Source organism: Planctomycetaceae bacterium (assembly GCA_039680605.1).
GTDB lineage: Bacteria > Planctomycetota > Phycisphaerae > SM23-33 > SM23-33 > JAJFUU01.
On the sequence record JBDKTA010000058.1, the window covers coordinates 72,205 to 83,768 of the forward strand.

At 65.4% G+C, this 11,564-nt stretch carries 14 protein-coding genes; all 14 read left to right on the plus strand.

Going from position 1 to position 11,564, the window contains the following annotated elements; genetic code table 11:
* The first annotated feature begins 229 nt into the window (after window positions 1-229).
* Window positions 230-997: a PEP-CTERM sorting domain-containing protein gene (locus tag ABFD92_17805; protein ID MEN6506395.1), complete on the plus strand. Its 768-nt coding sequence runs from the start codon at window positions 230-232 to the stop codon at window positions 995-997.
* 287 nt (window positions 998-1,284) lie between these two features.
* Complete coding sequence (locus tag ABFD92_17810; protein MEN6506396.1) at window positions 1,285-2,160, plus strand: TIGR02757 family protein; 876 nt, start codon at window positions 1,285-1,287, stop codon at window positions 2,158-2,160.
* Window positions 2,157-3,461 carry an SO_0444 family Cu/Zn efflux transporter gene (locus ABFD92_17815; GenBank protein MEN6506397.1) on the plus strand — a complete coding sequence of 435 codons (1,305 nt, stop codon included), beginning with the start codon at window positions 2,157-2,159 and terminating at the stop codon, window positions 3,459-3,461. Before ABFD92_17810 ends, ABFD92_17815 begins: the two co-directional genes overlap by 4 nt.
* On the plus strand, window positions 3,454-3,972 hold the full coding sequence (gene tpx / locus ABFD92_17820) for a thiol peroxidase (protein ID MEN6506398.1): 519 nt from the start codon (window positions 3,454-3,456) through the stop codon (window positions 3,970-3,972). The genes ABFD92_17815 and tpx overlap by 8 nt, the downstream gene beginning before the upstream one ends.
* 238 nt (window positions 3,973-4,210) lie before the next feature.
* Window positions 4,211-4,591, plus strand: a complete 381-nt coding sequence (locus ABFD92_17825; GenBank protein ID MEN6506399.1) for a desulfoferrodoxin — start codon at window positions 4,211-4,213, stop codon at window positions 4,589-4,591.
* A 25-nt stretch (window positions 4,592-4,616) separates the two neighbouring features.
* On the plus strand, window positions 4,617-5,108 hold the full coding sequence (locus tag ABFD92_17830) for a ferritin family protein (GenBank protein MEN6506400.1): 492 nt from the start codon (window positions 4,617-4,619) through the stop codon (window positions 5,106-5,108).
* Window positions 5,105-6,322, plus strand: coding sequence for an FprA family A-type flavoprotein (locus ABFD92_17835; GenBank protein MEN6506401.1), 1,218 nt, complete (start codon window positions 5,105-5,107; stop codon window positions 6,320-6,322). Before ABFD92_17830 ends, ABFD92_17835 begins: the two co-directional genes overlap by 4 nt.
* A 33-nt stretch (window positions 6,323-6,355) precedes the next feature.
* A complete protein-coding gene (locus tag ABFD92_17840; protein MEN6506402.1) occupies window positions 6,356-7,477 on the plus strand; it encodes an RnfABCDGE type electron transport complex subunit D in 1,122 nt (373 codons plus the stop codon).
* Window positions 7,474-8,190, plus strand: coding sequence for an FMN-binding protein (locus ABFD92_17845; protein MEN6506403.1), 717 nt, complete (start codon window positions 7,474-7,476; stop codon window positions 8,188-8,190). The genes ABFD92_17840 and ABFD92_17845 overlap by 4 nt, the downstream gene beginning before the upstream one ends.
* Entirely contained in the window at window positions 8,187-8,906 is a 720-nt protein-coding gene (gene rsxE / locus ABFD92_17850) for an electron transport complex subunit RsxE (protein ID MEN6506404.1), read from the plus strand. The genes ABFD92_17845 and rsxE overlap by 4 nt, the downstream gene beginning before the upstream one ends.
* Window positions 8,903-9,547 (plus strand): Rnf-Nqr domain containing protein, encoded by a 645-nt coding sequence (locus ABFD92_17855; GenBank protein MEN6506405.1) that lies wholly within the window; start codon window positions 8,903-8,905, stop codon window positions 9,545-9,547. Before rsxE ends, ABFD92_17855 begins: the two co-directional genes overlap by 4 nt.
* Window positions 9,548-9,675: 128 nt before the next feature.
* Window positions 9,676-10,776 carry a 2Fe-2S iron-sulfur cluster binding domain-containing protein gene (locus ABFD92_17860; protein MEN6506406.1) on the plus strand — a complete coding sequence of 367 codons (1,101 nt, stop codon included), beginning with the start codon at window positions 9,676-9,678 and terminating at the stop codon, window positions 10,774-10,776.
* A gap of 8 nt (window positions 10,777-10,784) precedes the next feature.
* A complete protein-coding gene (locus ABFD92_17865) occupies window positions 10,785-11,255 on the plus strand; it encodes a hypothetical protein (GenBank protein MEN6506407.1) in 471 nt (156 codons plus the stop codon).
* Window positions 11,256-11,282: 27 nt separating this feature from the next.
* Window positions 11,283-11,441 (plus strand): rubredoxin, encoded by a 159-nt coding sequence (gene rd, locus ABFD92_17870; protein ID MEN6506408.1) that lies wholly within the window; start codon window positions 11,283-11,285, stop codon window positions 11,439-11,441.
* Window positions 11,442-11,564 lie beyond the last annotated feature (123 nt).

The following is an 11,564-nucleotide window of genomic DNA, read 5'->3' on the forward strand; positions in this document are numbered from 1 at the left end:
AGGCCGCCCGGTTTCTTTTCATCTGCCGCCCTGGGGATGCAAAAAAGATTCTCTTTCGATTCATTTTGCTGCTTCCGATTGTCCGGCATATCTGGTATACTTTTTACGACAATAGGGTTTTCCCCCTACTGCGGCAGAGATAAAACGGAGAGCTGAAGGAAGGCTGTTCCTGCCAGAGGAAATTCACGGCGTTGTTTGTTCTTTTGTTCCCATTTGTAAGGAGAAGAGCATGATGAACTGGAAGAGAGGATCAGCGGTAGTTGTTTCGGCGGCGGTTCTGCTGGCACTGGCCGGCGCATCTCAGGCGGCGATCATCGCGGTTCCCAACTACGATTTTGAGCTGGGCCGAACGCCAAACCCCCAGGCAGAAGTCGGCTGGTATAACGACACGATGATGAACGGCGGCAACAATTACAGCGACATCCTGACCGGGTGGAACATTTTCTCCGTATCGACCCGCTTCGTCGGCCGGTGGAACCCCGCGGACGGCAACTACGCTGGCGCCACCGATGGCGATGGCACGCCTGATCCGGCCCCGCTGAGCGGCCAGGCGGCTTTCATGCACTGGGGCGGCGGTGGGTCGGTTTCCACACAGTACATCCGGTCGGCCCAGAGCCTGGCGACTATCCAGTCGGGCCTGGATTACACGCTGACCGTCGGCGTCGGCAGCGCCTGGGGCACCAACATGAACGCCGTCTCGTGGGTGCAGGTGAACCTGCAGGCCGACGGCGCCACCGTGGCCACCGGCCACTATGGCCCTCCGGCCAGAGGCACTTGGACGGACCTGAGCGTCACACTGACCAAGGAACTGATTGAATCGTCCCAGTTGGCGGGCAAGAGCCTGACGATCGAGCTGGTCGGCCGCGGCGGACCAACCACGCATGTGGACTTCGACAACGTGCGGCTGGTCGACAGCAGCGCGATCCCCGAGCCGGCGACGATGGGCTTGCTGGTTCTGGGCGGCGTGGCGGCGCTGCTGCGACGACGCAGGAACTAGTCGGACCCGCACCAAGAGAAACTGCAGCAGATGCACTACCGGGCGGCCGAGTCAGATCGGCCGCCCGGTCTATTTTTCGTCTTCAAAGAGCAGCGTCCTGAGAAAGAACGCGCCTCCTTGGGACAAGCTCATTCCGGGATCGCCGGCGAGCAGATACCATTTTGCCGTCACGGCCCCAAGCCAACACAAATGCAGATATTCTGGCGAAGTCGGGCGATGTCGAGCCTAACATGCGACTGAAGCTTCAAATATGCTGACTTCTATTGCTGGCTTGATAGGATGTAATCGTGGCGTTGACGCAACGACATCATGAGGCCCTTGAGGCGCTATACGACGCCTATACGCATCGGCGGTTTGTCAGCCCCGATCCGCTGGAGGCGTTGTACGCCTACAAGAATGCGGCGGACATTGAGGTCGCGGCCCTGGTGGCTTCGTGCCTGGCGTACGGGCGGGTGGCGCAGATTGTCCGCAGCGTCCGGGCGGTGCTGGGGCTGATGGGCGATTCGCCCAGCCAGTACGTCGCGGCCGCCACGCCGGCTGTGCTGCGGCGCGACTTGGGCGGGTTCTGCCACAGGTTCAACACGGCTGCGGACATGGCCGCGCTGCTGCTTGGCGCGCGAGCGGTGCGCAAGAAGTACGGCAGCCTTGCGGGCTGCCTGGCTGCGGGACTGCGCGGCGGGGACGTCTGGGGCGGGCTGGCGAAGCTGTCGGGCGAGCTGACAGCCGCCGGCGGCAGGAAGAGCTTCCTGTTGTCGGACCCGCACGGCGGCGGGGCCTGCAAACGCCTGCATTTGCTGCTGCGATGGCTGGTGCGGCGCGACCGCGTCGACGTGGGTGGCTGGGACGCCGTCAAGCCCGGCCAACTGGTGGTGCCGCTGGACACGCACATGCACCGCCTGGCCCTGGCGATGGGGCTGACCGCCCGCAAGTCGGCCGACGCGCGCACGGCGCGGGAAGTGACGGCCGCCTACGCCCGCCTGAGCCCGCACGATCCGGTGCGATACGATTTCGCCCTGACGCGCCTGGGCATCCGCCGCGACATGGATGACACGTCATTCTTGAGTCGGTGGCACAGCCTTTCCAGGCTGTGCTCACGGGGGGGAGGCGGCACAGCCTTTCATGACACAGGCTGGAAAGCCTGTGCCACGGGAGGTGAGCTATGAACGAGGCACTCACCTCCTTTGTCTGGATGTTCTGGACGCAGTTGTGCGAGATGGCGCCGTACCTGCTGCTGGGGTTTCTGGTAGCGGGGCTGCTGTCGATTTTTCTTTCGCCGGCATTGGTCGAGAGGCACCTGGGGCGCGGGCGGTTCTGGCCGGTCATCAAGGCCACGCTGCTGGGTCTGCCGATGCCCCTGTGCTCGTGCGGGGTGATCCCGGTCGCCGCGTCGCTTCGCCGTCACCGCGCGGGGCGCGGGCCGACGGTGGCGTTCCTGATCTCCACGCCCCAGACCGGCGTTGACAACATCCTGGTGGTCTACAGCCTGCTGGGACTGGTCTTTGCCATCTTCAGCCCGATCGTCGCGCTGGTCAGCGGGATCGCCGGCGGCTTGCTGATCTCCTTCACCGAGAAGCGCGTTCCACAAGACGAGCCGCCCGCCGAGGAAGTCTGCCGCGAGGCCTGCTGCCAGCCGACGCCGCGCGGCGGGCGGCTGATCCAGGCGCTGGAGTATGGGTTCGGCACGCTGGCCCGCGACATCGCCCGCCCGCTTCTGATGGGCCTGGTGATCGCGGCGCTGATCAGCGTGGCCGTGCCCCGGGAGTGGGTCCAGGCCAGCCTCGGCGGAAGCCTGGGGCTGATCGTGGCGATGGCCGTGAGCTTGCCGGTCTACGTGTGCGCGACGGCGTCGGTGCCCATCGCGGCGGCTATGATTGCCAGTGGGGCTTCCCCGGGCGCGGCGATGGTGTTCCTCATGACCGGTCCGGCGACTAACGCCGCCACCATCATGACGGTCTGGAAGCTGATGGGCCCGCGCGCGGCGGGGTTGTATCTTTTTTCCACCGCCGGCACGGCGCTGGCGGCAGGGGCGACGCTGAACTGGCTCTACGCGCAGCCGGGCGTGCCGGACTTCGTAAACATCCAGCATGGCGCGCCGGGAGTTTTTCAAACTATCGCCGCCGCGGCGCTGCTGGCGGTGCTGCTGCGGGCGCTGGTGCGCGGCAAGACCGGTCCGGCCGAACCGCAGGCGATGGCCGCGGTGGCGGCAGAGGGGGAGGGCTTGCTGCTGAAGGTCGCCGGAATGACCTGCGATCATTGCGCCCAGAGCGTCAGTGCGGCGCTGCTGCGCTGCCCAGGAGTCGCCACCGTGGCGGTGGATCGTCCTTCCGGGTCGGTCCACGTACGCGGGGCCAAGCTGAATCGCGAGGAACTGGCCGCCGCCGTGACCGAGGCGGGGTTCAGCCTCGAAGGCATCGAAGAACACGCGGGGGCTGCTGATCAATCCAAAGGAGACCATCATGACTGAACGCAAAGGCGAAGTGACATTCAAAGGCCAGCCGCTGACGCTGGTGGGCGATCCGGTTCGCGTCGGCGACGACGCACCCGACTTCGTGGTCGTGGCCAACGACATGACCGAGGTCACGCAATCCGACGTGCTGGGCAAGATCACCGTGATCTCCGTCGTGCCCTCGCTGGACACCCCCGTCTGCGACCTGCAGACGCGCCGCTTCAACTCCGAGGCCGTCAAGCTCGGCGCCGGCGTCAACATCCTGACCGTCAGCATGGACCTGCCCTTCGCCCAGAAGCGCTGGTGCGGGGCCGCCGGCGCCGAAGCGCTGCGGACGCTGTCGGACCATCGCGACGCCTCGTTCGGAAAAAACTGGGGTGTGCTGATCAAGGAGCTGCGCCTGCTGGCGCGGTCAGTCTTTATCATCGATAAGAGCGGAAAGGTCCGATACGTTCAACTGGTCAAGGAAGTGACCGACGAGCCCAAGTACGAAGACGTGCTGGCCGCCCTGGCGAAAATCACGAAATAACGGAACGACAAATTCGAATAAACAAATTCGAAATCCGAAACAAAAGGAACTATGAACAACAAATTCGAATAAACAAAACCGAAATCCGAAACAAAAGACAAACAACAAAAACAAAAGAATAACCGCCTGGCCCGGATCTCTTTGTTGTTTGCTTTATTGTTGTTTAAGCTTTTTGTTTCGGATTTCGAGATTCGGATTTCGGATTTGTTTTTGACTCACAACCAAAAGGACCTACTTGATGGCGACTGAGCGAATGGAAATCCGGAAGTGCAACGTTTGCGGGATCGTGGCCGAAGTGCTCGAAGGCGGCGCGGGCGAGCTGGTCTGCTGCGGCGAACCGATGGTGTTGCTCGAGCCCAAGACCGCCGACACGAGCGTCGAAAAGCACGTGCCGTACATCGAGCGGACCGACGCGGGCATCGTCGTGCGCGTCGGGCAGAACACCGCCCACCCGATGGAAGCCAAGCACTTCATCCAGTGGATCGAGCTGATCGCCGACGGGGCGGTCTATCGCCAATCGCTGGCGCCCGGACAGGCGCCGCAGGCGACGTTCGCCGTGACGGCCTCGAAGGTCGAGGCGCGGGAGCTGTGCAACCTGCACGGACTTTGGAAGAGTTAGCTGACTGGAAAAGGGGAGGACAATCATGCTGACATTCAACGTGGCGGAGATCCTGGAGATCGCTCAGCAGATCGAGCGCAACGGGGAGGCATTCTACACCCGTGCGGCCGAGGGCGCCCGTTCCCAGCAGCAGCAGCGGCTGCTGGAGAACCTGGCGTCGATGGAGCGCGAGCACGAGCGGACGTTCGGGGCGATGCAGTCGCGTCTGTCTTCGGCGACCCGCGAGGGTTCGGCGATGGACCCGCAAGTGGCGTCGTACCTGCGGGCGATCGTCGAGGGGAAGGTCTTCTCGCCCCAGCCGGACCTGGAGGCGCTGTCGGGCGCGGGGATCGTGTCGATCCTCAAAACCGCCATAGAGCTGGAAAAGGATTCGATCGTGTTTTATCTTGGCGTCGAGCAACTGGTCATGAACGCCCACGACGTCAAGACCATCGACGAGATCATTCGCGAGGAGCTGGGCCACGTGGCGATCCTCAGCGACACCCTGCGCGAGGTGCAGGGCGGAGGTGATGAGTGAGCGGATCGCTCGAAGCGATTAAAGTGTCCGACCACGTCTACTGGGTCGGCGCAATCGACTGGGAACTGCGCAACTTCCACGGATACCTGACCACCCACGGCACGACGTACAACGCCTTTCTGCTGATGGGCGAGAGCGTCACGCTCGTCGACACCGTCAAGGCGCCATTCCGCCAGGAGATGCTCACGCGCATCGCGTCGGTCGTCGACCCGGCGCGCATCGAGACGATCATCTCCAACCACGCCGAGATGGACCACACCGGCTGTCTGTGCCAGGTCATCGACGAGGTCAAACCCCAGCGCGTGCTGGCCTCACAGCAGGGCGCCAAGGCCCTCGAGGCGCACTTTCGCATCGGCAGCCGGATCGAACCCGTCGCGGAAGGGCAGACCCTCAACCTCGGCGGGCTCGACGTTACCTTCGTCGAGACGCGCCTGTGCCACTGGCCCGACAGCATGTTCAGCTACCTCCACCAGGACCGCGTCCTGTTCAGCCAGGACGGGTTCGGCATGCACCTGGCCACCAGCGAAATGTTCGCCGACCTGGTCGAACGCTGGCTGCTCGACCATGAGGCCGACAAGTACTTCGCCAACATCCTGCTGCCGCTGGCGAGCTTCATCAACAAGACCCTCGACAAGGTCGGCAAGCTCAACCTGCCTCTGGACGTGATCGCCCCCGACCACGGCCCCATCTACCGCCGCAAAGAAGACATCGAGCACATCGTCGGCCTCTATGCCCGCTGGGCGGCGCAGAAACGCCTGGCCAAAGCCGTGATCGTCTACGACACGATGTGGTCGAGCACGGCGGCGATGGCGGCGGCCGTCGGCGACGGGATCAAGGCCCAAGGCGCCGAGGTCATTCTGATGCCCCTGGCGTCCTGCCACCGCAGCGACGTGGCGACGGAGATTCTCGAAGCCGGCGCCCTGGTCGTCGGAACCCCCACGATGAACGGGACCATGTTCCCCACCCTGGGCGACGTGATGACCTACCTCAAGGGCCTCAAGCCCAAGGGCATGGTCGGCGCGGCCTTCGGGTCGTACGGCTGGAGCGGCGAGGGCGCCAAGGAAGCCGCCGCCATCCTCCAGCAGATGGGCGTCGAACTGCTCGCCGAACCGCTGCAGGTTCAGTATGTGCCCGACGAAGCCGCCCTGGCCAGGTGCAACGAACTCGGCCGCATCATTGGAAAGAAACTGACAACCTCCTACAGCCCGCGGTAATCAAGGCAGCGCCTGCCGGAAGGTCATGCCCCTGTGAGTCCGCCTGACAATCAGCCCGCCGCGGCGGCTGGGCGAAAACCCGCCCCCGCCCGCAAGCTCGTCATGAAGCAGGCGGTCATGCTGCGCATGCTCTACGCGCTGGCGCCGCTGGCGGCGGCGGGGGTCTACTTCTTCGGCTGGCGAAGCCTGGCGCTGCTGGGCGTCTGCGCGGCGGCGGGCTTTGCCACCGAGTACGTCACCAGCCGCCGGCGGGCGGCGCCGGTCTCGACGGCCTGCTTCGTCACCATCGCCCTGTACGCCCTGTCGCTGCCGCCGCTGACGCCGCTGTGGATCGCGGCCGTCGGCGCCGTCGTGGCGATTCTGTTCGGCAAGGAAGTCTTCGGCGGATTCGGTCGCAACTTCGCCAACCCCGCCATCGTGGGCAGGGCGTTCGTCTACATCTGCTTTCCCGTGGCGCTGACGAGCCAGTTCGTGCCGGCCTTTACGGGCTGGCCCGGCGGGCTGGCGCACTGGTCGTTCGCCGGCCTCGACCAGCTTCCCCCGCACCTCGCCGCCGGCGGCAAGACGGTCCTCGACGCCATCACGCAGGCCTCGCCGCAGTGGGTCGTCAAGAACGTCACGTTCGAGGTTTCGAATCTGGCCGACTTGCTGCTGGGGACCATCGGCGGAACGTACAGCGGGCCCAACGGCACGCGGATCGTCGCGGCCGGCAGCATCGGCGAAGGCTGCGCGGTGCTGATCGCCCTGGCGGCGGCGTACCTGCTGATCACCCGCACGGCCAACTGGCGGCTGATGGCCGGCGGGCTGCTGGGCGTGGTGGTTTCGGGCGTGTTCTTCCGCAACGTGCTGGGGTTTGACGCGGTGGGTCAGGTGCCGCCGATCGAGCTGGGTCTGTTGGCGGGCTCGACGCTGTTCGCCATCGTCTTCATGATCACCGAACCTGTCAGTGCGCCCAAGAAGCACGCCGCCCAGTGGGTGTACGCGTTCCTGATCGGTCTGCTGATGATCGTCATGCGCTGGCTGGGCGTCTTTGTCGCCTCGGCCACCTTCGCCATTTTGATCGGCAACATGGTAGCCCCGCTGCTGGACCTGGCCGCCGGGACGTGGGAGGCTCGCAAGTCCGCCCCCGTCGCCTCCGGGGGGGACGCGGCATGACGCTCAACACCAGGAGCCCCGCGTACGTGATCGTCTTTGCCACCGCCGCGTCGGCCGTTTTCACCGTCGCGATCATGGCCCTCTACCAGTTCACCGAGCCGACGGCCAAACTCAACGCGCGGCTGGCCGAGGATAAGGCCGTCGTCGAAATGTTCGACCTGGCCGACGCGTCCACGCTGACCGACCGTCAGATCGTCGACCTCGTGCGCCGCCGCGTCGCCGGACCCATCGCCCTGCCCGATCCCCAGGGCGGCAGCGTAAACGTGTGGATCGCCTACGCCGGCGACGCGCCGACCACGCCCGACCTGCGCGACCGCGCCAACGTCCAGGCCTATGCCTTCGACATCTCCGGCGTGGGCTTCTGGGCGACCATCCGCGGCCGCATGGCCGTCAGCGCCGACCTCAAGACGGTGGTGGGCGTCGTCTTCCTCTCGCACAGCGAGACGCCGGGCCTGGGCGGGCGGATCTCCTCCGACGCCAAGTGGCGCCAGACATTCCGCGGGCTCGACATCACGCCAGGCGGCGGCGCGAAGCTCATCTACATCAACAACGTTGCGCCCGAGACCGGGCCCCCCCAGCATGGGCGCCACGTCGACGCCATCACCGGCGCGACGGGCACGTCGACGGCCGTCGAGACCTTCGTGCGAAAGGATCTGGACCGTTTCCGCCGCGCGGCCGCAGCGGCGGGCCTGGGCGCGGGAGGGCAGCCATGAACGGCGCGGGAAATCCCCCGACCTCCGGCCAGGCGCTGTGGAGCCAGTTCTGGGACGACAACCCGGTCTTCCGCCAGGTGCTGGGCATCTGCTCGGCGCTGGCGGTGACGAACCTGATGTTCAACACCCTGCTGATGTGCGGGGGGTTGATCTGGACGACCGTCATGAGCAGCCTGACGGTGAGCCTGCTGCGCCAGTACATTCCCCAGCGCGTGCGCATGATGGTGCAGGTGCTGATCATCTCGGTCTTCGTCATCGTCGTCGACATCGCCCTGCGCACGTTCTTCTACGAGACGTACAAGGACATCGCCGCGTACGTCGGGCTCATCGTCACCAACTGCATCGTCATGGGGCGCGTCGAGAGCTTCGCCGTCAAGAACAAGCCCCTGGTCAGCGCCTTCGACGGCCTGGGCGCGGGGCTGGGATACTCGGCTGTGCTGATGGCCGTGGCGGTCGTGCGCGAGATCCTGGGCTTCGGTACGCTGTTCAACTTCACGCCCTTCAAAGTCACGCTCATCTCCGGCGAGACGGTCGCCGGCTGGCAGAACTGGACCATCATGGTCATGCCGCCGGGGGCGTTCTTCGTGCTGGCGATGATCGTCTGGGGCGCGCGGGCCTGGGCCCTGCGCCGTCAGCGCGTTGCCGCCGCCGCTGCGGCAGCCCCGGCGCCGCTGCAGCGCCCGCAGATCGCCACGGCCGTGGAGGGCGCCAAATGACCCTGCTCGCCGCTGAATCCGCCTCGGGCGCATTGTCGACCGTGCTGATGGTGCTGCTGTCGTCGGCGATTACCGAGAACATCCTGCTGACGCGCTTTCTGGGCATGTGCCCGTTCCTGTCGATCAGCAAGCAGCTCAAGAGCGCCGCGGGGATGGGGCTGGCCGTCATCGTCGTGCTGACGGGCACGTGCGTGATCAACTACCTGCTGTACGTCTACGTGCTGGCGCCGCTGGCCGACCGCGGCGTGCCGGCAGAGAGCCTCAAGCTCATCATGTTCATCATCACCATCGCGGGCTTCGTGCAGTTGATGGAGATGGTCATCGAGCGCCTGAGCCTCAAGCTGTACTACGCCCTGGGCATCTTCCTGCCGCTGATCACGGTCAACTGCGCCATCCTGGGCGCCTCGCTGTTCATGGTCAACAACGTCCAGAGCAAGGGCTTTGGGCTGCTGTCGGTGACGGCGTACGGCCTGGGCGCCGGCGGCGGGTGGGCGCTGGCGATTCTCCTGATGGCCGGGATCCGCCTGAGGCTTCAGTCGGCCAAGATCTCGCCGGCTTTGGAAGGGCCCGCCATCACGCTGATCATCGCCGGCATCATGGCGCTGGCGTTCGTGGGCCTGCAGGGAATGATCCGGTTGTAACGTCGAGATTGAGCCGCAGAGGTCGCTGAGGACGCTGAGGATGTAAAAGATAAACGCCTCTTTCCTCAGCGTCCTCTGCGACCTCAGCGGCTAGATTGATCCTGGACCCAATCGCAATGAATGCAGTGATGATAGTCTTGGTTGCCGGTGCGGCGGTCGCCGCCCTCAGCGCCGTCCTGGCGGCGGTGCTGGTGCTGGCTGAGCGCTTCCTGTGCAACTACGGGCGCTGCACCATCGACATCAATTCCGGCAAGCGCCGCCTGGAGGTGGCCGGCGGACAGACCCTGCTGGCGGCGCTGAAAGAGGAAGGCATCTTCGTGCCCTCGGCCTGCGGCGGACGCGGCACGTGCTCGTACTGCAAGATCAAGATCACCTCCGGCGGCGGACCGGTTGGCCCGACGGAGATGCCGCTGCTGACAGCCGCCGAGGTCGCCGCCAATGTGCGGATCAGTTGCCAGGTGAAGCTCCGCGGCGACGCGGCGATCGAGATCCCGCCCGAGCTGTTTTCGATCCGCCAGTACACCGGCGTCGTCGAGCGCATCGTCGACCGCACGTACGACATCAAGGAGCTTCGCATCGCCCTGGTCGACCCGCCGACGATCGACTTCACGGCGGGGCAGTACATCCAGCTCGAGGTGCCCGCCTACGAGGGCAGCCCCGAGCCGGTGTACCGCGCGTACAGCATGTCCAACCCGCCCAGCGACAACCGCCACGTCGAGACGATCATCCGCCGCGTGCCCGGCGGGATCTGCACCACGTGGGTCTTCGACCGTCTCAAGGTCGGCGACACGGTGCGGTTCAACGGCCCGCACGGGCACTTCCGCCTCAGCGACACCAGCCGCGAGATGGTCTGGATCGCCGGCGGATCGGGCATGGCCCCGTTCTGGGCCATGGTGCGATACATGAAAGAGCACAACATCCGCCGCAAGTGCACGTACTTCTTCGGCGCCGTCGCCAAACGCGACCTCTTCGCCGTCGAGGAGCTCAAGGCCCTCGAAAGCGAACTGGATAACTTCACGTTCGTGCCCGCCCTGTCCGGTCCGGCGGCCGCCGACAACTGGAGCGGCGAGAAGGGCCTGATTACCGACGTCGTCGACCGCCACGTGGCCGACGGCAGCGACCTGGAAGTCTATCTCTGCGGCAGCCCGGGAATGATCGACGCGGCCGCCGGAGTCCTGGCCAAGAAGAACGTCACCAAGGACCGGATGTTCTACGACAAGTTCGCGTGAGGCTCCCCATGAAACAGACGATCGCCGATCAGAAGGTGCTGGAGCGGATGGCCGCCGGCGCGCTGTGCCGCGACGGGTTCCTCGGCAACGACCCGCGAGAGCTCAGCGACATCATCGCCGCCGACACCGCCGCCGTCGAGGCCGCCGGCCTCTCGCACGCCGACGTGGCCGCTGCGCTGTCAGAGGCGATGGCCCGCGCCGCCGCGGGGTTCGGCAATCTCGTGCCGATCCGCACGCACCTGGCGGCGACGTACATCGAGGCCATGGGACGCATCCCCAGCCCCTGGCCGGGCGAGGGCGTCTTCCGAAAGGGCGAGCTGCAGGTTGCCGACCAAGCCAGCGGCCGCACGATCTTCGCCACGCCGCTGTCGATCCACCTCATCGCCGCGCACGGGTTCTACCAGGGACGCGGCAGCCGCTACCGCCTGGAACCGGCCGACGCTATCGCCTTGCTTGACATTGCCCCCGATCGGAAGTAATACAGGCACACCCCAAAGGAGAGAGACATGGACAAGTACATCTGTGACGCGTGCTCGTGGGTTTACGACCCTGCCGTGGGCGACCCCGGCGCCGGCATCGAACCCAACACGCCCTTCGCTGACCTGCCCGACGACTGGGTCTGCCCCGACTGCGGCGCCGGTAAGGATCAGTTCTCAAAGCTCTAACCCAACTTCCGCAGTTGGCGACGTAAGTGCTTTATTATCAAGGGCAGCGCCCTGAAAGTCTTCACTACATCGCTACGAAGCAGTCAGCGGCGGGGGCATGATCTTCATCCTCGACGGCAGGTT

Coding starts and splice junctions, on each gene's coding strand:
- ABFD92_17865 (MEN6506407.1), top strand. CDS start 10,785: ATGAAACAGACGATCGCCGATCAGAAGGTGCTGGAGCGGATGGCCGCC.
- tpx (MEN6506398.1), top strand. CDS start 3,454: ATGACTGAACGCAAAGGCGAAGTGACATTCAAAGGCCAGCCGCTGACG.
- ABFD92_17825 (MEN6506399.1), top strand. CDS start 4,211: ATGGCGACTGAGCGAATGGAAATCCGGAAGTGCAACGTTTGCGGGATC.
- ABFD92_17830 (MEN6506400.1), top strand. CDS start 4,617: ATGCTGACATTCAACGTGGCGGAGATCCTGGAGATCGCTCAGCAGATC.
- rsxE (MEN6506404.1), top strand. CDS start 8,187: ATGAACGGCGCGGGAAATCCCCCGACCTCCGGCCAGGCGCTGTGGAGC.
- ABFD92_17845 (MEN6506403.1), top strand. CDS start 7,474: ATGACGCTCAACACCAGGAGCCCCGCGTACGTGATCGTCTTTGCCACC.
- ABFD92_17855 (MEN6506405.1), top strand. CDS start 8,903: ATGACCCTGCTCGCCGCTGAATCCGCCTCGGGCGCATTGTCGACCGTG.
- rd (MEN6506408.1), top strand. CDS start 11,283: ATGGACAAGTACATCTGTGACGCGTGCTCGTGGGTTTACGACCCTGCC.
- ABFD92_17860 (MEN6506406.1), top strand. CDS start 9,676: ATGATAGTCTTGGTTGCCGGTGCGGCGGTCGCCGCCCTCAGCGCCGTC.
- ABFD92_17815 (MEN6506397.1), top strand. CDS start 2,157: ATGAACGAGGCACTCACCTCCTTTGTCTGGATGTTCTGGACGCAGTTG.
- ABFD92_17805 (MEN6506395.1), top strand. CDS start 230: ATGATGAACTGGAAGAGAGGATCAGCGGTAGTTGTTTCGGCGGCGGTT.